The 18,968-nt window shown below is 58.1% G+C and carries 19 protein-coding genes and 1 tRNA gene; 5 read left to right on the top strand and 15 right to left on the bottom strand.

Going from position 1 to position 18,968, the window contains the following annotated elements; translation table 11 throughout:
- Nucleotides 1-41: 41 nt before the first annotated feature.
- From AC13QY_RS22605 to pcsA, 5 genes are read right to left on the bottom strand one after another with little or no spacing between them, the layout of a single operon-like run.
- Nucleotides 42-962 carry an ABC transporter permease gene (locus tag AC13QY_RS22605; protein WP_113352558.1) on the bottom strand — a complete coding sequence of 307 codons (921 nt, stop codon included), beginning with the start codon at nt 960-962 and terminating at the stop codon, nt 42-44.
- The gene (locus AC13QY_RS22610) at nt 959-2,044 is read right to left on the bottom strand and encodes an ABC transporter permease (protein WP_069612137.1); all 1,086 of its coding nucleotides are present in this window, start codon (nt 2,042-2,044) and stop codon (nt 959-961) included. The genes AC13QY_RS22605 and AC13QY_RS22610 overlap by 4 nt, the downstream gene beginning before the upstream one ends.
- A complete protein-coding gene (locus AC13QY_RS22615; protein ID WP_113333753.1) occupies nt 2,034-3,608 on the bottom strand; it encodes an ABC transporter ATP-binding protein in 1,575 nt (524 codons plus the stop codon). Before AC13QY_RS22615 ends, AC13QY_RS22610 begins: the two co-directional genes overlap by 11 nt.
- Nucleotides 3,609-3,649: 41 nt before the next feature.
- Nucleotides 3,650-4,633: a quinone oxidoreductase family protein gene (locus tag AC13QY_RS22620; RefSeq protein WP_113352559.1), complete on the bottom strand. Its 984-nt coding sequence runs from the start codon at nt 4,631-4,633 to the stop codon at nt 3,650-3,652.
- A gap of 12 nt (nt 4,634-4,645) precedes the next feature.
- Nucleotides 4,646-5,371 carry a phosphatidylcholine synthase gene (gene pcsA, locus AC13QY_RS22625; RefSeq protein WP_113352560.1) on the bottom strand — a complete coding sequence of 242 codons (726 nt, stop codon included), beginning with the start codon at nt 5,369-5,371 and terminating at the stop codon, nt 4,646-4,648.
- A 212-nt stretch (nt 5,372-5,583) separates the two neighbouring features.
- Between pcsA and AC13QY_RS22630 the strand changes: the two genes are divergently transcribed.
- Nucleotides 5,584-6,786, top strand: a complete 1,203-nt coding sequence (locus tag AC13QY_RS22630) for a UbiH/UbiF family hydroxylase (RefSeq protein WP_113352561.1) — start codon at nt 5,584-5,586, stop codon at nt 6,784-6,786.
- Here the strand turns inward: AC13QY_RS22630 and AC13QY_RS22635 are convergent.
- Nucleotides 6,763-7,725 carry an AEC family transporter gene (locus AC13QY_RS22635; RefSeq protein ID WP_113352562.1) on the bottom strand — a complete coding sequence of 321 codons (963 nt, stop codon included), beginning with the start codon at nt 7,723-7,725 and terminating at the stop codon, nt 6,763-6,765. The genes AC13QY_RS22630 and AC13QY_RS22635 overlap by 24 nt on opposite strands.
- A gap of 60 nt (nt 7,726-7,785) precedes the next feature.
- The gene (locus AC13QY_RS22640) at nt 7,786-8,553 is read right to left on the bottom strand and encodes a cytochrome c biogenesis CcdA family protein (RefSeq protein ID WP_113352563.1); all 768 of its coding nucleotides are present in this window, start codon (nt 8,551-8,553) and stop codon (nt 7,786-7,788) included.
- A 284-nt stretch (nt 8,554-8,837) separates the two neighbouring features.
- On the opposite strand from AC13QY_RS22640, the gene AC13QY_RS22645 reads away from it, so the two are divergent.
- Complete coding sequence (locus AC13QY_RS22645) at nt 8,838-9,116, top strand: PsiF family protein (RefSeq protein WP_113333747.1); 279 nt, start codon at nt 8,838-8,840, stop codon at nt 9,114-9,116.
- Between the two features lie 818 nt (nt 9,117-9,934).
- Here AC13QY_RS22645 and AC13QY_RS22650 read toward each other — a convergent pair.
- The 3 genes from AC13QY_RS22650 to AC13QY_RS22660 all read right to left on the bottom strand — a co-directional run bounded on the left by AC13QY_RS22650 (nt 9,935) and on the right by AC13QY_RS22660 (nt 11,868).
- Nucleotides 9,935-10,138: a hypothetical protein gene (locus tag AC13QY_RS22650; protein WP_113333746.1), complete on the bottom strand. Its 204-nt coding sequence runs from the start codon at nt 10,136-10,138 to the stop codon at nt 9,935-9,937.
- Between the two features lie 494 nt (nt 10,139-10,632).
- Entirely contained in the window at nt 10,633-11,112 is a 480-nt protein-coding gene (locus AC13QY_RS22655; protein WP_113352565.1) for a hypothetical protein, read from the bottom strand.
- 680 nt (nt 11,113-11,792) lie between these two features.
- Nucleotides 11,793-11,868: transfer RNA gene (locus tag AC13QY_RS22660), tRNA-Lys, on the bottom strand.
- Nucleotides 11,869-12,245: 377 nt separating this feature from the next.
- On the opposite strand from AC13QY_RS22660, the gene AC13QY_RS22665 reads away from it, so the two are divergent.
- From AC13QY_RS22665 to AC13QY_RS22675, 3 genes are all read left to right on the top strand, one after another.
- The gene (locus AC13QY_RS22665; RefSeq protein ID WP_095434844.1) at nt 12,246-12,503 is read left to right on the top strand and encodes a GlsB/YeaQ/YmgE family stress response membrane protein; all 258 of its coding nucleotides are present in this window, start codon (nt 12,246-12,248) and stop codon (nt 12,501-12,503) included.
- A 191-nt stretch (nt 12,504-12,694) separates the two neighbouring features.
- On the top strand, nt 12,695-12,901 hold the full coding sequence (locus tag AC13QY_RS22670) for a hypothetical protein (RefSeq protein ID WP_095434843.1): 207 nt from the start codon (nt 12,695-12,697) through the stop codon (nt 12,899-12,901).
- 197 nt (nt 12,902-13,098) lie between these two features.
- Nucleotides 13,099-13,713 (top strand): GntR family transcriptional regulator, encoded by a 615-nt coding sequence (locus AC13QY_RS22675; protein ID WP_113352566.1) that lies wholly within the window; start codon nt 13,099-13,101, stop codon nt 13,711-13,713.
- Between the two features lie 53 nt (nt 13,714-13,766).
- Here the strand turns inward: AC13QY_RS22675 and AC13QY_RS22680 are convergent, their stop codons facing one another.
- The 5 genes from AC13QY_RS22680 to cysG all read right to left on the bottom strand — a co-directional run bounded on the left by AC13QY_RS22680 (nt 13,767) and on the right by cysG (nt 18,800).
- The gene (locus AC13QY_RS22680) at nt 13,767-14,579 is read right to left on the bottom strand and encodes a ferredoxin--NADP reductase (RefSeq protein WP_069612125.1); all 813 of its coding nucleotides are present in this window, start codon (nt 14,577-14,579) and stop codon (nt 13,767-13,769) included.
- Nucleotides 14,580-14,824: 245 nt separating this feature from the next.
- Nucleotides 14,825-15,337, bottom strand: a complete 513-nt coding sequence (locus tag AC13QY_RS22685; RefSeq protein ID WP_113333743.1) for a DUF934 domain-containing protein — start codon at nt 15,335-15,337, stop codon at nt 14,825-14,827.
- Between the two features lie 11 nt (nt 15,338-15,348).
- Complete coding sequence (locus tag AC13QY_RS22690; RefSeq protein ID WP_113352567.1) at nt 15,349-17,028, bottom strand: nitrite/sulfite reductase; 1,680 nt, start codon at nt 17,026-17,028, stop codon at nt 15,349-15,351.
- A gap of 17 nt (nt 17,029-17,045) precedes the next feature.
- Nucleotides 17,046-17,360: a DUF2849 domain-containing protein gene (locus AC13QY_RS22695; RefSeq protein ID WP_015339836.1), complete on the bottom strand. Its 315-nt coding sequence runs from the start codon at nt 17,358-17,360 to the stop codon at nt 17,046-17,048.
- Nucleotides 17,361-17,363: 3 nt separating this feature from the next.
- Nucleotides 17,364-18,800, bottom strand: coding sequence for a siroheme synthase CysG (gene cysG, locus AC13QY_RS22700; RefSeq protein ID WP_113352568.1), 1,437 nt, complete (start codon nt 18,798-18,800; stop codon nt 17,364-17,366).
- Nucleotides 18,801-18,968 lie beyond the last annotated feature (168 nt).

Genomic DNA, 18,968 nt, shown 5'->3' on the forward strand with positions numbered 1-18,968 from the left:
TGGTTTGACATGTTTTGCAGAAATCGGTCCGGCCGTTGCAATCAACGCTCCGGAACGAAGGCCTTGCCGAGCGACGCTGGCGTGTTGATCAAGGTCGCGCGGCGATTTTGAGAGATGATGACGAGAACCACAATAGTCGACGCATAGGGCAGCATCGACAGGAATTGCGAGGGAATGCCGACGCCGAAGCCCTGCGCATGGAACTGCAGGATCGTTACGGCGCCGAAGAGATAACCGCCGGCCAGAACACGCATCGGCCGCCAGGAGGCGAAGACGACGAGCGCCAGCGTCACCCAACCGCGGCCGGCCGACATGTTCTCCACCCATTGCGGCGTATAGACGAGCGAGAGCTGCGCGCCGGCAAGCCCGGCGCAGGCACCGCCGAACATGACAGCGAGATAGCGCGTGCGGATGACGTCGATCCCGAGCGCATGGGCGGAGCCATGGCTGTCGCCGACGGCACGCAGTTTCAGGCCGGCGCGACTGCGGAAGAGGAACCAATTCACGCCGATCAGAAGCGCGATTGAGAGGTAGAAGGTCAGATCCTGCTTGAACAGCACCGAGCCGATCAGCGGAATATCCGACAGGAACGGGAAGACGATCTCGTGCAGCTGGACGCCAGGCACGCTGACATAGCCTTCACCGATCATGCCGGAAAGGCCGAGCCCCAGGATGGTCAGCGCCAGACCGGTCGCCACCTGGTTCGTCACCAGCGTCAGAGTGAGGAAGCCGAACAGCAGCGAGAAGAGCGCACCGGCAATGATACCGGTCAGCAGGCCGACATAGGGCGATCCGCTCATCTGCGCGCCGACAAAAGCGGCGACGGCGCCGATAATCATCATGCCTTCGACGCCGAGGTTGAGGACGCCCGAGCGCTCCACCACCAATTCGCCGAGGCCAGCGATAACGAGCGGCGTCGATGCGGTGATGATCGTCAGGAGGATTGCTTCGAAAACGCTCATGCCGCACCTCCACGGACCCGCGACCAGATCACACGGATTTTGTAATAGATCAACGTGTCGCAGGAGAGCACGAAAAATAGCAAGAGGCCCTGGAAAACGCTGGCCGCCTTGGCTGATATCCCCGGCGATAATTGCGCGGCTTCACCACCGAGATAGGTCAGCGCCAGCACCAGACCGGAAAGGATGGCTCCGAGCGGATTGAGGCGCGCAAGAAAGGCGACGATGATGGCGGTGAAACCGTAACCCGGCGAGATCGCCGGTTGCAGATGGCCGATGGAACCGGAAACTTCGGATATGCCGGCCAATCCCGAGAGCGCCCCCGAAACGAGAAAGGCGAACCAAACCATTTTCCGCGAGGAAAAGCCGGCAAAGCGCCCTGCCCGCGCCGACTGGCCGAGCACGCTTATCTCAAAGCCTTTCAGCGTATATTTCATAACGAACCAGGCAAGGATCGCCGCGATAACGGCAAAGACGATGCCCCAATGCGCGCGCCCGGAATCCTCCCAGATTGCCGGCAGGACGGCTTCCGGCGGAAAATCGATGCTCTGCGGGAAATTATGGCCCTGCGGATCGCGCCACGGCCCGCGCGACAACCAATCGAGGAACAGTTGCGCAATATAGACAAGCATCAGGCTCGTCAGGATCTCATTGGTATTGAAATGCGCCTTCAGAAGCGCCGGAATGGCGGCATAGAGCGCGCCACCGATGGCGCCGGCGATCAGCATCAAAGGCAGGATCATCGGCGAATGCCAATCAGTGAAGACGATCGGGATGAAGGAGCCGGCGATCGCGCCCATCGTGAACTGGCCTTCGGCACCGATATTCCAATTGTTGGAACGGTAGCAGAGGCAAAGGCCGACGGCGATCAGGATCAGCGGCCCGGCCTTGATCGCCAATTCGTGCAGCGACCACACTTCCAGCAGAGGCTCGACAAAGAAAGCATCGAGCGCCTCGACGGGATCCTTGCCCATGACGGCGAACATGATGGTGCCGGCGATCAGCGCCAATGCGAGGGCAAGCAGAGGTGAAAGCAAACCGAACAGTTTCGAGACCTGCGGGCGCTTTTCAAGTTCAATGCGCATGTGCAGGCTCCGAATGCGTTTTCGATTCATGCAGCCCGCCCATCAGCAGGCCAATCTTTTCGCGCGTCAACTCGCCGGCGGGATAGGACGGTGACAGCCGCCCTTCCGAAATGACGGCAATATCGGTCGCGACTTCGAAAATCTCATCCAGATCCTGGCTGATGACGAGCACGGCCGAGCCATCGCGAGCGAGATCGACCAGCGCCTGGCGGATGCGGCTTGCGGCGCCGGCATCGACGCCCCAAGTCGGCTGGTTGACGACGAGCACGCTCGGCTGACGATCCAATTCGCGGCCGACGATGAACTTCTGCAGATTGCCGCCGGACAGCGCGCCGGCAGCCGGATCCTCGCCGCTCTTGCGCACATCCATAGCCTCGCAGATGCGCTTCGTCGCCTGCTTGACCGCGCCGTGCCTGATGACGTTGAAGAAGCCACCACCCAGAAACGACTTGCGGTCCGACTGATGCCTGGCGAGCACGAGGTTATCCGACAGCTTCAATGCGGATACCGCAGCATGGCCGTGGCGTTCCTCCGGCACGAAACCGGCGCCGATCAGTCGGCGCGCATTAATGCCCTTGGTGCCGACGGACTTGCCGCGCAATTGGACGAGATCGTCCGCTGCGACCGTGTATTCGCCGGAAATGACATCGAACAATTCGCCCTGGCCGTTGCCGGCAACCCCGGCAATCGCCAGGATCTCGCCGGCGCGCACACGCAGGGAAACGTCCTTCAGTGCCATGGCAAACGGGGTTCGTGCCGGTGCCGAAAGACCGGCAATCTCCAGGAGAATATCTCCCTTCGCACCGAGGCCCTCGTGCTGCACGCTGGCGACATCGTTGCCGACCATCATACGAGCGAGCGAACCGGTCGTTTCCTGCCGCGGATCGCAGGCGCCCGTAACTTTGCCGTGGCGCAGGACAGTAGCGCGCGAACAGATGCGCTGCACCTCCTCCAGCCGATGGCTGATGTAGAGCACCGAGCGTCCCTCGTCTCTCAACTTAAACAGGGTCTCGAAGAGACGATCGGCTTCCTGCGGTGTCAAAACGGAAGTGGGCTCGTCAAGAATGATCAGTTTGGGATTTTGCAGAAGCGCCCGCACAATCTCGATGCGCTGGCGTTCGCCAACCGAAAGATCGGCGACATGCGCATTCGGATCGAGCGGCAATCCATAAGCGTGAGAGAGCTTTGCGGCTTCCTCGGAAATTCTTGCAAGCGGGATATTGCTGTCGAGCGAGAGCGCTATATTTTCGGCGACAGTCAGCGCTTCGAACAAAGAAAAATGCTGGAATACCATGCCGATGCCGAGCTTGCGCGCAGTGCCCGGCGCGTCTATCGACACAGGTTGCCCTTGCCAGACGATCTGTCCATGCGACGGTTCGAGCACGCCGAACAGCATCTTGACAAGCGTGGATTTGCCGGCGCCGTTTTCGCCTAAAAGGGCGTGAATTTCGCCTGGCTGGATTTCAAGATCGATTTCGTTGCAAGCAGTAAAACTGCCGAACAGTTTCGTCAGTTTGCGAACCGACAATAGTGCACCGGTTGCCGGCGCATCGGATGACGACACGTTCCCCTCATTTCCTTCCCACCGTCCTGCCCTTTACGGATCTATGGGATCAGTAGTGTAGTTCCACTCGTTTTCCTGGCTTCCAAATCCGCATGCGCGCGCCCTGCATCAACAAGCGGATAAGTTTGATGAATATTGATACGCACTTTGCTGCTTTGCACAACAGCAAATAACGCCTTTGCACTGGCTCTCAACTCCTCAGCTGTGCCGACATAGGCAAAAAGGCTTGGCCGCGTGGCAAAGAGCGAGCCTTTCTGATTGAGGATGGCAAGATTGAAATTCTCGATCGGGCCGGAAGACTGGCCGAAGGTGACCCACATCCCGCGCGGCTTCAGACAATCGAGTGACCGCGGGAAAGTATCCTTGCCCACCGAGTCATAGACGACATCGACACCCTTGCCTCCGGTAATCTCGCGGACACGCTCGGCAAAATTCTCTTCGCTGTAGTCGATGACGTGGTCGTAGCCGTGCGCCAGCGCTAATTCGACCTTTTCGGCGGAACCGGCAGTGCCGATGACGGTTTCGGCGCCGAGGGCCTTAGCCCATTGGCCGGCAATCAGGCCTACACCGCCTGCAGCCGCATGAAACAACAGCGTCGTTCCAGGACCAACCTTGAAGGTGCGGTTCAGCAGATACTCGGCCGTCATGCCCTTCAGCATCATCGATGCCGCGGTTTCAAGCGGAATATCATCGGGCACTTTGACCAGATGCCGGGTCTCGATGTTGCGTTCGATGCTGTAGGCGCCATCGCTGCCGGCATAGGCAACGCGATCGCCGACGGCAAAATCGGTTACCCCAGGCCCGACTTCGGTGATCGTCCCCGCAGCTTCCTTACCGAGCGGCAACGGAAATTGAGGTGCCTTATAGAGGCCGGAGCGAAAGTAGACATCGATGAAGTTGAGGCCGATCGCAGCGTGACGAAGCTGCACCTCACCCGCGCCGGGAGGTGGCAAATCCACCTCCTCCAGCTTCATGACCTCCGGACCGCCATTTTCATGAATACGGATAGCCTTGGTCTTCTTCATGATGCACAATCCTTACTGACGTCCGAGGGACGGGAAAAACTGCAGCACGGCACCGATGCAATAAAGATAAGTCCCGCTGACGATGAACAGGACAACCGCCCATTGCGGCATGACGAAATGCATCAGCAGCGAATAGATGCCAAGCGCCGACCAGAAGAGAAATATGCCAAGGTTCAGCGGCCGCAAGCGCTTGACGCGCACCGGATGCAGAAAATTGATCGGCAGGAAGGTCAGGACGACGGAAACACCGACGAGGATCATGGCTGTCGTTGCACTGGCGCCGATGACGAAAAGGGTGAAGATCACCATGTTCCAGACCACCGGAAAGCCGGAGAAGAAATATTCGTCCGTCTTCATGCCCGTATCGGCGTAATAAATGGCGCTGGAAACGACGATCATGCCAGCGGCGACGAACGACCAAGGCTCGCCGATCATGCCGCTCTCATAGAGCGCGAAGGCAGGCAGGAGCACGTAGGTCACGTAATCGATGATATTGTCTAGTGTGTCGCCGGACCAGTTGGGTAGCACCTCCTTGACGCGGACCTTGCGCGCAATCGGTCCGTCTATGCCATCGACCAGCAGCGCCAGGCCAAGCCACCAGAACATATCGACGAAGCGATGTTCCGACGCCGCGACGACACCGAGAAAGGCGAGAAACGATCCGGATGCCGTCAGTATATGAACGGAGAACGCACGCATCTCCGCATAAGGCACCCGCTTGTAATTGAAGATTTTCATCCGCCCCACGACTCGTCAGCTTATTCACCTGCCCCGGCAGGCGGTTTTTCTTGCTAATATGCATCCTTTGGTCGGCATCGCCAGCGCAAAAGCGTTCATTGCGGCACGCTAGCGCGACTTACTGTCATTTTCACCCGTTGCGATGTTTCATCCCATGGATTTCAACAGGCTAAGCGCTTATTTTCAGAACCAAAGGCAATTGAGGCATCGATATGAAGCAGATTGAAGTGGCCGTTATCGGCGGTGGACTCGCCGGCATGATCACGGCTTTCGCGCTGGCACGCGGCGGAAGATCCGTCGCCCTTGTCGCGGCGCCGCACAACAAGGCCGACAAGCGGACGACGGCGCTGATGGATCAGTCGATCCGCTTTCTGGAACGCCTGACGCTGTGGGACAGGATCGCACCCTCAGCCGCGCCGCTGACGACGATGCGCATCATAGACGGCACATCGCGACTGTTGCGGGCGCCGACCGTCTCGTTCCGATCGTCCGAAATCGGCCTGGATGCCTTCGGCTACAATATTCCGAATGCCGTGTTGCTCGACAATCTCAGCCAAGCCATCGAAGCGGAAGGCAATGTCAGCCGCATCGAGGCCACGGCTTCCGAGACCACCTTCGGCGATGATGGCGTATCGATCACCCTCGACAATGGCGATTCGATCGATGCGGCATTCGTCGTCGGCGCGGACGGCCGCAATTCGATGGTGCGAGAGACGCTCGGAATCAAGACCAAGGGCTGGTCCTATCCGCAATCGGCAATGGTTCTGAATTTTTCGCATAGCCTGTCGCATCAGAACATCTCCACGGAATTCCATACCGAAAGCGGTCCGTTTACGCAGGTGCCTCTGCCCGGCCGGCGCTCCAGCCTCGTCTGGGTTCAGAAGCCGGCCGAAGCGGCAGCCAACGCAGAGAAGTCGCTCGAAGAACTCGGCCGGCTGGTCGAGGAGCGGATGCAATCGATGCTCGGCCAGGTCACGATCGAGGACAGCGTGCAGGTCTGGCCCCTTTCAGGCATGACAGCCTATCGCTTCGGCAAGGGCCGCGTAGCGCTGATCGGCGAAGCAGCCCACGTCTTCCCCCCAATCGGCGCGCAAGGCCTCAATCTCAGCCTTCGCGATATCCTGGCGCTGACAGATATTCTCTGCACGCGGGGGGACCAGCCGATCCCGGCCACATCGGGCGATAGTTTCGACCGCAAGAGACGTGCTGACATCATCAGCCGCACGGCAAGCGTCGATCTTCTCAATCGTTCGCTGCTGTCGGACTTCCTGCCGGTACAGATGCTGCGCGCGGCAGGCCTGCATGTGCTTTCGGCCATTGCTCCGCTGCGCAACATCGTCATGCGCGAGGGTATCGAACCGGGTGGCGGCCTGCGCAACTTTTCGTCGGCATTACGGGAAAAGCTGCGCCGGTAAGGTGCCGGACTTTATCAGATAGAGCACCAGCGAAACCGTCACCACGGAACAGGCCGTGGTGATCAGGATGGTAGCGGAGGCCCGCTCCTGCCAGACACCATATTGCTGGCCGATGACGAAGACGTTCGTTGCCGTCGGCAACGCCGCCAGCAATACGGCCGCCTCGATCCAGATCGGATCGAAGCCGCCGACAGCTTGCAGGACGACATAGACGACCAATGGATGCAGGATGAGCTTTGCCGGCACGATATAGCCGATCTCGACTGGAACCCGCTTCAGCGGACGCAGCGCGAGCGTTACCCCCATGGCAAATAGTGCACAAGGTGCAGCCGCTTGTGCGAGATAATTGACAAATCGCTCGAAGGCGATCGGTTGGTGCAGCGATAACGCAGCCACGACAAAACCCAGCGCTGTCGACAGGATGAAAGGGTGCAGCAGTACCTTCCGGGCGATATCGGCAGCAACGCGCCATGGCGATCGCTTGTCGCCGCCTTCCAGCGCCATCAGGGCAGGCGCGACAATGAAATGCAGTGCGTTTTCAAAGCACACGATCAGCGCTACCGGAACCGCGGCCCGTTCGCCGAGCGCCAGTAGCGCAAGCCCCGGCCCCATGTAGCCGATATTGCCATAGGCGCCGGCAAAGGCCTGGATAGTGCTGTCGGCAAGCGAATTGCGGCGCAGGAAGTGGCCGATCAGGAACAGCAGCAGGAAAATCGAGTAAGTCGCGGCGATATCGGTGGCGATGAAGTCGATCCGAGTCAGCTGTTCGATCGGCGTCTGCGAAACGAGCCTGAAGAACAGCGCCGGCAATGCTGCGTAGATAATGAACGTATTCAGCCAGCCGAGCGCTTCTGCCGGCTGCTTCGTAATGCGCGCGGCAACGTAACCGATCAGGATCAAGCCGAAGAAGGGCAGCAGCAGACCAACAATATCAGCCATGGGTGTCAGCCATCGAGCATGTTCCACTTGCCGGGAAAAAGGCGGAAGGTATCGCCCGACTTAGCCGATTTGCATCAGGATTGGAAAGGTCTGCTGAAACCAGATCGCCATGTCGCTCACATAGCCGAAGATGAAAGCCAGACCTGTCAGCACCAGAAGCCCGCCCATGATCTTTTCGACCGTGCCGAGATGGCGGCGGAAGCGGGAGAGAAAGCGCATGAAGGCGCCGGAAAAGCCGGCGGCGATCCAGAAGGGGATGGCAAGCCCGAGCGAATAGACGGCAAGCAGGCCCGCACCGGCTCCCACCGTTTCACGCGAGGCGGCAATGCCGAGGATCGCACCAAGCACCGGGCCGATGCAAGGCGTCCAGCCGAAAGCAAAGGCGAGGCCCATGATATAGGCGCCCGTCAGTGTCGCCGGCTTGCCGCCGCTCTGGAAGCGCGCCTCCCGGGCCAGAAGGCCGATGCGGAAGATGCCGAGGAAGTTCAGCCCCATGATGACGATGATCAAACCGCCGATCTTGGCGAGAACATCGAGGTGCTGGCGCAAAAGCATGCCGATCGAGGACGCACCGGCGCCGAGCGCGACAAATACGGTGGCAAATCCCAAGGTGAAGAACAGTGCCGACATCAGCACATTGCCGCGAACGCTCGGGCCAGGAACACTCGGGCTTCCCGCTACCGCTGCACCGCCTCCGCGAAACTGCTCGACCGAAATTCCCGCCATGTAGCAGAGATAAGGCGGCACCAGCGGCAGCACGCAAGGTGAAAGAAACGAAAGCGCTCCGGCGAGCAAGGCACTCAGAAGCGAGATATCGGCAAGCGACACGATGGACTCCGGCTATGTCATTCCGATTCTTTCCTAATGGCGCGGGTAGCGGAAAGCCAATCACCTTTTCGAGCGGGCTTGGCATCTTGCCTTAAAGTTGACGGAATTGAGCTACGCATAGCCATGCGCAAGATCGCGGTTTTCCCCGAATTTTCCGGGCGTGACCAAGGGTCGCGGAGCCGGCTGATGAACGAATTGCTTTTGTAAAAATATTGGTTCAAGCTGTTGATGTTCGTCGAACAACGTACATTCCACCCCAGCTACTCAGCGGAGGAAAAGCCCCCATGCGTATTGCTACTATGTTCACGACTGCAGCCTTTGTCGCACTCTTCAGCGTAAGTGCCATGGCACAAACGGCGACCACCCCTAGCACGACCACAACAACCCCGAGCGCAACGACGTCGACCCCGTCGACGACAAATACGATGAAGCCGAAGGCAACGAAGCCTGCCCAAACCGCCGTTTCAAAGGCATGTTCGGCTCAGGCTGACGCCAAGGGTCTGCATGGAAAGGCACGTGCCAAGTTCCGAAGCGATTGCAAGAAGAACGGCGGCAAGGCCTAAAACTCGTTTCATTCTCGAATCGTGGTCAACTTTGCCGTCCAGCTGGCGGTAGAGTTGACCACTACGGCGCTCCCATCAAATAATCCCGACGGAAAGACCGAGCTGCGGCGTCTGAACGCTGTTTGCTTGCGACGATCGCTTGTGCTGCGATCCTTTAGTCGGACATATCCTGTTGTTCTCGCCGAATTCCGGACGGAAAACCGTTGTCGCCTTTTCTAAGATGACCTTGCAGGCTAGTGCCATTGATGCCGGCCGGCGTGAGTGTGCGTTATCCGGCTATCACCCGCTCATTGTCGACTTCGATTGCGGGCTTGGCTCTCTCGCAGCCATAGCAACGTTCTGCAATAAACGAGACAAACCCGGGAAACCGACTGACATTACAGTCCATCCCTATCCGGTCAAATCAATAGACGGAGCAGGAAGTTGAGACCCGCCATAAACCCTCCCCCTTCGGAAGCAGCATCGCAGACTAACTATCTGACAGCCTGTCTTTTCGCCCTGGAACCCTCCATCGAGAGCCTGGTTGCTGCGGCGATGAAATCCGGCTGGAAGCGCGAATATGTTCTTCTTGCCATCATGGCCATCGCGCTGAACGACGGCGGCACAAACCCATCGTCACCTAAGTCGTTGCATTCATGAATGATGGAGAATGAAGTCGGCGACGCAAACAGCAACGTCACTGCAGAAACGATGATCGCATCGCGATCGTCGCTGCGCTACTTTTGCCGGACTGCGCGATTATCTTTCCATGAGAAACGGCGCATGACGCGCGCGAGCAGCCATCCGACATCGGTGTATCGCTCAGACGTCCCTGGGGCTCATGCGTCCCTAGGCTTACGCTCTTTTGTCACCGGATCGACTTTACCCTCGGCAAGCCTGTTGCGGGGATCGGCAACGAGCGAAGCCTCGTCTTTTTCTTTATTCAGCCGGTCGTCCTTACGGATCTCGCTATGCTGTATCTTCGCCAGGGCTTGCTTCTTCTCACGTCCACCATGCGATTCACTTTGTCGATCCTGTGCCAAGATGCGCCTCCTGTCTTTTCAAAAGGGAACTCACTTGATGCGATTAGGTTCCGATGGAAATAACGACACCATCATAGTCGGCGATCTCTCATCCGACTGCCGAGCGAATTTCGGAGGATTTTCGTCTTTGGAAGCGGCAAAGCGCCACCTCACTGTACTTTTAGCGACAGATAATATAATAATGCGACGATAGACGTGAAACGAATCATGAATTTCATGCGTTTAAGCTTCACTGCCATGTGAGGAAGCTAATCATGACGTCGGTCGAACGGAAGAAGCTCGCACGGCTTGTTATGTTGAAACTGCTACCGATCTTCGGTGGCCTCACCGCGGTTGCGGTCGTCGCACTTTCCACAATCGCATAATCCCGCAATCGCACTCATAGTCCCGCAATCCTATAGGCATTGGCCACGGAACATGCGTCGACGTTGCTCGACCGTAAGCGATCGCCGATCTTGAATCAGGGTGCTCTTAATATTTCGCCTGTCCAAAGGTCAGGAGCAGTCGGTGCTGTCGACTGAAAATGAATAATCCCTACCCTTCAGCTGATAGATGTAATTCGCCAGAGATGCTTCGCCGGAACTGAACTTCGGCAACAGGAAGTCGCAGAGGTCAGTGAGCTGTGCGGATTTGACGAGAGGCGGATCGAAATCGTCATCATCGTCGTCAAGATCGTAGAAATAGCTATAGATATGATCGGTGAGATCTATCTTTGTCAGCGTGGTCTTTTGATCGATCTTCTTAGGTAAATCCTTGTTGGCAAAGATCACCGGATAGCGCTCCGAAAGGAAGGGAACCACTAACCGCTCGGTCACCGGTGTGGTCATCGCGATTCCTAAAAGCGGCAGCAGCCTCAAGGCTATCGGAAGCCTCCTGCCCGCGATCAATCCGGCCAAAAGTCCCAAGGATACCAGCAACCCACAAACGGTTGCATAAATCTCCCATAGTGACAGCTCTGCCACGAATTCCATCATTCGCCTGTCGTCTTCACCAACAATCTTATTGATGAAGCTATGGTACTACCAAATCGAGATTCGTCACCAGCCAATTCCGGCCAAATCTCATCAACAACCTGTGCGTTATGCCTGGAAAACGAAAGCACGTCGCGAGCCGAGGCCAACAATCCATGAGATTTGGCAATGCAGAAACGACTGCGAAGGCTGCCGGGCCGTGCAGCCTTCGGCTCGCCTGATGAGCGATCTAATGAACCAGCTTTGCGACCTCGGGGACCGTTTGGATCGCGCTCTCGTGCCGTCCGGAAGTCAACCCGATGATTACAGCAACTGCGGCGACCATTATGTAAATAATCGTCCCTTTCGGCTTTCGATCCGATAAACAACGCCTCGTCGACTCTAATGAACGCGGATGGTCAGACATCTTGATCCTTTGGTATTAAGAGCGCTCATTTAGTAGATCAGCGGCGCCGGATAAATATCTCGATTCGCGCATCTCCCCTGCAGGCAGCGAATACCGGGCTATTCTTGCGTCTGGATTGCACGGCAAAATTGACTGTTCCTGTCTGTGTGCCACATCTGGCCAGGTGCTTTATCCGCGTAACGTCGATATCACTGAAAAATCGAGTAATACAAAAGCCCGCGACCTTCGTCCTAGGGACGTTCGGTTACCTATCTCTTCGGGCTGGACAAAAAGGCGATGGTGAGAGCGATGGGATTCGAACCCATGACCTACTGATTAAAAGTCAGTTGCTCTACCGACTGAGCTACGCTCTCCCTCTCCGCTGGCAGAAGCTGCCCCGGTTGGAAGTGCGCGGAACATATGCAGACGCCCTATTGCGGTCAACCCATAAAATTGCGGTTGTCAGTGGCCGAGGATGCTTTTCCTCACCTCACTACCCCTGAACGACGGCATCGAGCCGAGGAAGTTGCCTATTATTAAGGAAAATCAGAAATCCGGCACCGTACGCGGATGAGCTCCAACAAGGCAAACGCTTCTCAAAGACCCAAACAACCGTAACAATTTCCCATAATAATCAGGGTTGCAATGAACGGATCGATCGGCTCGCCATCCGCAACAGTTGGGGTGCGAATCGTTTTTGGTGTATATCAGTTATTGTTAACAACCTGTCGGGCCCTCAGGAGGTTCTTTTATGGAAGACGCAAACGTCGGTTGGATTGCAGCAATTATCATCGGCGGCCTAGCTGGCTGGTTCGCCGAGATGATCATGAAAAGCAACACGGGCATAATCATGAACATCATCCTCGGCATTGTCGGCGCGCTCGTTGCCAGCTGGCTTTTCCGTACGCTCGGCATCGTCCTGCCGTTCCATGTATGGCTGAACTACCTGATTACAGGTTTCATCGGCGCCTGCATCCTGATTTTCGTCGGCCGACTGATCAGACGTTAGCAGCGCATCGGGCTGCGAAAACCCGAATTGGGAAGAGGAAAAAAGGGAAGGCGGGCCAAACCGCCTTCCCTTTTTTGTTGCGCTCACCCGGTGAGACGCAAGACAGCGAAAATGCGCCGAGGCTTTTGAGGCCTTTCCAAGCGCGACCTCGACGCTATCTACCAAAAGGGAACCGAAAGGAGGTTGGAAACATGACGGAAAACGCCAATCGGACAACCACCCGCAAAGTCATCCGCGGCCGCCCCTACAGCATTGCCGAGTTTGCACGGAAATATCGCCTCGATGATGCGGAGGCAAAACGCCTCTTCTACAAGTTCGGCCCGTCGTCCACCGAACTGGACCTGCTCATGGCTGCCAAACGAAGGCCGCCCAGCCTTGCAACCGCAATCGGTCGATAACGCACGGCTTTCCCAGCCAGGCTTGCGAAATGCCCCCGAGATCGGCGACTGCAAAGCGACGAGCCCGCAGACACGATAGTCAGCGGCACGGCCATGACGCATGGCTTTGCAATATACTGATATATCACATCCGATTGCCTTCGGAGATGCTAAATGACACTGTGTGCCACTCAAGCATAAGCCGGACGCAGCCTCGAATGCAGAATTCGCTTAGCCATCTTGCCTATCTCGCGTTGGAATACGCGATCGTGACGCTTGCGTTGAAGCCAGGCGCCCTCGTCACCGAAAAGCAGCTGATCGAAGTGGCCGAGCATGGGCGAACACCGGTGCGCGAGGCAATCCAGAAACTTGCATGGCAGGGATTGATCCATGTGCGGCCGCGCGTCGGCCTGCAAATCGCGGAGATTCGCCCCGAAGACCATCAATATGTCATGCAGGTGAGACGTGAATTGGAGCCAATTGCGGCCGCGCTCGCCGCCACCCATGCCGATCAGCAGCAGCGCGAGCAGTTGGAGGAATGCGCCCGCCTGATGACGGAGTGTGCCGTTACCGGCGACCTTCCCGGCTTTTTCGCTGCCGATAAGGCCTTCGACGAAATTCTCGAAGCCGCCTGCCCCAACAACTTCATCACAGCGGCGCTCGCAACCGTGCAGACGCACGCACGCCGTCTGTGGTATTCCACTGGAACGCATGATCGCATGGGCCTGGCGATCGCCATGCATGTTCAGGCCATCGAAGCCATTCGAGGCGGTGATGCCAAGGCGGCCGAGACTGCAATGGCATCACTCATTGATTACCTCAGCGGCACATGAAAAAAGGCGGCCCCGTTACCAAAGCCGCCTTTCATTCCGGATTTAGGGGCCGATCAGCCGACGAAAGCTCGCTCGATGACGAACTCGGCCGGATTGTTGTTAGCACCCTCGTTCAGGCCAGCCTTCTCGAGCAGCGACTTGGTGTCCTTCAGCATGGCGGAGGAGCCGCAGATCATGCCGCGATCGATCGCGGGATCCAGCGGCGGCACGCCGAGATCGCTGAAAAGCTTGCCGTTCTCGATGAGATCGGTAATGCGGCCCTTGAAGGGGAATTCCTCGCGGGTCACGGTGGCATAATGACGTAGCTTGTCGCCGACGACTTCGCTCAACAGCTCGTCGTTGCGGATTTCCTCGACGAGATCGAAGCCGTATTTCAGCTCAGCAACATCGCGCGTGGTATGGGTGAGGATGACCTCCTCATACTTCTCATAGGTCTCCGGGTCGCGGATGAGGCTCGCAAATGGTGCAATGCCGGTGCCGGTGGAGAACATGTAGAGACGGCGGCCAGGGGTCAGCGCGTCCAGAACCAGCGTACCGGTCGGCTTCTTGCGCATCAGCACTTCATCGCCAGGCTTGATGTTCTGCAGGTGCGAGGTCAGCGGACCGTCCGGCACCTTGATGGAAAAGAATTCAAGCTCATCGGCCCAGGCAGGGCTCGCGATCGAATAGGCGCGATACAGCGGCTTGCCCTCGACCATTAGGCCGATCATGGCGAACTCGCCTGAACGGAAGCGGAAGCCTTGCGGCCGGGTCATGGTGAAACGAAAGAGCCGGTCGGTATAATGCGTGACGCTCAGCACCTTCTCGGCGAAGACGCCTGCGGGTACTGCTGAAGCAAATTCATCTGTCTTTGCGGGGGCGTTCATTCTGTCTCGGATCCCGTATTAGTCTTACGCGTTTTCCTGGGCACGTTTTTCCCGGCAGGCTCATTTCGCGACGCTGATATAATAATATAGCCGGTTTTGAAAGGCATTCCATTCCAACCGGCAGTACAGGACTGAAATATGCATTTTTCAGTCAAGTTTCCAGATTGCCGACATTATATCCTTCGAGAGGCTTGAATACGGCAATCCGACACTGTCAAATTGCCGCAACAGTGAGCCTTTCCACATCAGGCCGACTTTGCCGGCAATCGCCGCCAGCTATAGGCCTGTCCGCCTTCGGCACGCCGAGCGGTCGGCTGATAATAGTGCGGAATGCCCGGAAGGCGATTTTCCGACAGGCGCTTCAGCGCTGTTGCGTTGGTGACCGCGAAACTATCGATACCCACGCGCAGCATCAGCGGAATCTGATCGATCAGCACGTCGCCAACCGCACGCAGCTCATTGGCATAGCCGAGGCGCTGACGCAGCAGCGAGGCATGGCTGAAGGCGCGGCCGTCGTTGAATGCCGGAAACGCGACCGCGACGATATCGAGACGGTCGAGATAGGGCTGCAGCCGGGTTACGTCATCGGCAGGCTTGATGAGAACGCCGAGGCCTGCCTCATTGCTCTCTTCCGCCTTCGCGATCAGTGCATCAAGGCTAAGCAGCGGCTTCTGCGTCTCGGTCGCCTTGACCTCATCGGTCTCGATGACCCATTGATCATTGTCCACGAAACCTGTTTCACGCCAGATCTTGGTCATGGTCAATCTCCTTACGCCGCTTCCGCTGCCGACGAGGACGCGCCGTAGAGCGCCGTCTTGAACGGCTGCGGCCCGACGCGGCGATAAGCGGCGAGGAAGGTTTCGGAAGGATCGAGGCGAAGACCGAGATAGGTATTGACGATGGTTTCGATGGCGTCGGTCACCTTGTCGGGCTCGAAGCCTCGGCCAATGATCTCGCCGATCGAGGTATTCTCGTCGCCGGAGCCGCCGAGCGTGATCTGATAGAGTTCCGCACCCTTCTTCTCGACGCCGAGCAGGCCGATATGACCGACATGGTGATGGCCGCAGGCGTTGATGCAGCCGGAAATCTTGATCTTCAGCTCGCCGATCTCCGCCTGGCGCTCGGGCGAACCGAAACGCCTGGAGATCTCCTGCGCGACCGGAATGGAACGCGCATTGGCAAGAGCGCAATAATCGAGACCGGGACAAGCGATAATATCCGTGATCAGGCCGGCATTCGCCGTTTCCAGGCCGTTGGCCACCAGACCACGATAAACGGCCTCGAGGTCGGCCAGAGCAACATGCGGCAGGATAAGATTCTGCTCATGGCTGACGCGGATTTCGTCGAAGGCATATTCCTCGGCGATATCCGCGACAGCTTCCATCTGGACATCCGTCGCATCGCCAGGAATGCCGCCGATCGGCTTCAGCGAGATTGTCACCATGCCATAATCGGGGTTCTTGTGGGGCTGCACATTCTGCTGCACCCAGCGCGCAAAAGCCGGATCGGCCTTCTTCCAGCGTGCCAGGCTTTCCCAACCTTCTGGGCGCTCTGGCAGCGCCGGTGGTGCAAAATAGGCTGAGATTGCCTGAACGTCGGCTTCCGGCAGCTTCAGTTCGGTGTCTCGCAGCTTGTCGAACTCGGCCTCGACCTGACGCGCCAGTTCTTCGGCGCCGGTTTCATGCACGAGGATTTTGATACGGGCCTTGTACTTGTTGTCGCGGCGGCCATGCAGATTGTAAACGCGCATGATCGCCGTGGTGTAGGACAGGAGATCCTCTTCCGGCAGGAAGTCACGGATGAGCTTGGCAACCAGGGGCGTGCGCCCCTGCCCGCCTCCGACGTAAACGGCAAAGCCGATCTCGCCCTTGTCGTTCTTCTTCAAATGCAGGCCGATATCATGCACCTGGATCGCAGCGCGGTCGCGCTCGGCGCCGGTGACGGCGATCTTGAACTTGCGCGGCAGGAAGGAAAATTCCGGATGAACGGACGACCACTGGCGGAGGATTTCGGCGTAGGGCCTGGGATCGGCGACTTCGTCGGCCGCAGCGCCGGCGAAATGATCGGCCGTCACGTTGCGAATGCAATTGCCCGAAGTCTGGATCGCGTGCATCTCGACGGAGGCCAAATCGGCCAGTGCATCGGGCATCTCGGAAAGTTTCGGCCAGTTGAACTGCAGATTCTGGCGCGTGGTGAAGTGGCCATAGCCGCGGTCATAGGTGCGCGCGATATGGGCGAGCATGCGCATCTGACGCGAGCTCAACGTGCCATAGGGAATAGCGATGCGCAGCATATAGGCATGCAGCTGCAGATAGACGCCGTTCATCAAGCGCAGCGGCTTGAAGGCATCTTCCGAAAGCTCACCCGAGAGGCGTCGCTCCACCTGATCGCGGAACTGGGCAACCCGTTCCGCAACAAAGGCGTGGTCGAATTCATCGTAACGATACATGACTTCCTCGGGACTTCTCAGACTGCAATGAAATCGGGATCGGCCGCGGCATAGCCCGGCGCATATTCCATGGTGGGGCCTTCGGCGCGGATGCGCTCGCGCAGGCGCAGCGGCCAAAGCTTGCCGCCGGTTTCCTGCACGTCGATCAGATTGACATCGACGACCTTGTTGTCAGCATAGGCCTGCTTGCCGATCGCTTCCAGTGCGGCTTCCGCTTCCGCATGGCGAGCGACCAGCGCCTCCTGCAGCGATGTCACCCACTCACCATTTGCGTTCAGCCAGACGGCGACGCCATCGGTGAGCCGGTTTGCGGTCAAAACCTTGTCGACCATCAATCAGTTCCTTGCATAGTCTTGAGCAGCGGTCTCGCGACGGACCAGCGGCTCGGATTGCTCAAAATTCGCACCGGCGACGGCATCGCCGATGATGACCATGACCGGCCCGCTCAACTCATCGCGGTGCTCGAGATCAGGAAGATCTCGTAAAATACCATGCATCAGGCGACGATCGCGCCGGCTTGCATTTTCGATGATGGCGACGGTCGTCTCGGGCGGCAGGCCGGCTTGCATGAGGCGGCCGGCAACGGAAGCGGCGACAGTCCGTCCCATATATACAGCGATGGTGGCGCCAGATACGGCCAAACTCGCCCAATCGGGCAACACATCGCCTGTGAGATCGTGACCCGTTGTGAAAACCAAGGACGACGCAACGCCGCGCAGCGTCAACGGCAATTCGAAATCGGCAGCAGCGGCGAAAGCCGAGGTGATGCCGGGAACAATCTCATAGCCGATGCCGGCGGCGCGCAGAGCCGCCATTTCTTCGCCGGCACGGCCGTAAACCAGCGGATCGCCGGACTTCAGCCGCACAACGCGCTTGCCTTCACGGCCGAGCTGCACCAGCAGATCGTTGATCTCTTCCTGCGATTTGCTGTGGCACCCCTTGCGCTTGCCGACGGAGAGGCGCTCCGCATCGCGGCGGCCCATGTCGACGATCGCCTGCGGCACGAGGGCATCATAGACGATGACATCGGCTTCCATCATGACGCGCTGTGCGCGTAGCGTCAGGAGATCTTCCGCGCCAGGACCTGCGCCGACCAGCCAGATACGGCCCTCGATTTCACGCGACGACTGCAGCAACTCATCCGCCGCCCGCTCCGCCTGCGCGACATGGCCTGCATTGACGGCATCGGCGACCGGTCCGGAAAAGAACTGCCGCCAGAAGACGCGGCGAGCAACGCCACGCGCCACGAAACGCTCAACCGGCTTGCGATAGCGCGTCGCCAGTTCCGCCAGCTTGCCGAGCGACGGCGACAGCATCTGGTCGATCTGCGCGCGGATCATCTGCGCCAGGACAGGACCGGCGCCTTCCGTGCCGATGGCAACGACCACAGGAGCGCGATTGACCAGCGCAGGCGTGTAGAAATCGCAATAGTCGGGCTGGTCGACGGCGTTTGCCGGGATGCGCTCAGCGCGAGCCGCATCGACGATCGCACGATCCGCCTCGGCATCGCCAGTAGCAGCAAAGACAAGCGTCGCGCCTTTGACCTGATCGGGTGAAAAATCGCCGCGTACGGTTTCGATGCGGTTGGCGATGAGGAAAGCGTGATAATCAGCCTCCGGCGCCTGCGCAAAGGCAACGACTTTCGCCTGCGTGTTCAAAAGCAGCCGCACCTTGGCAAAAGCTTCGTCACCATTGCCGAAAACAGCCGCCATCCTTCCTTCCACGCGGAAGAAAGCGGGAAACACCGAAAGCTGTTCAGTCCTGGGAGGCATCACTATTCCACTTCGAGATTTGGCGAATATCGCCCCTGCGGCCAAGAGATTGAAGAAACAGAAATTCTAATGCCCATGCATGCGCGTATTCTTTTGCTCGACATGACAAGGATTTGAGCAAAACTCACCAGGCGAGCAGATTGCAATAAGCCTATAAAATCTATAGAT

This window comes from Martinezella sp. CNPSo 3795, from assembly GCF_057784475.1.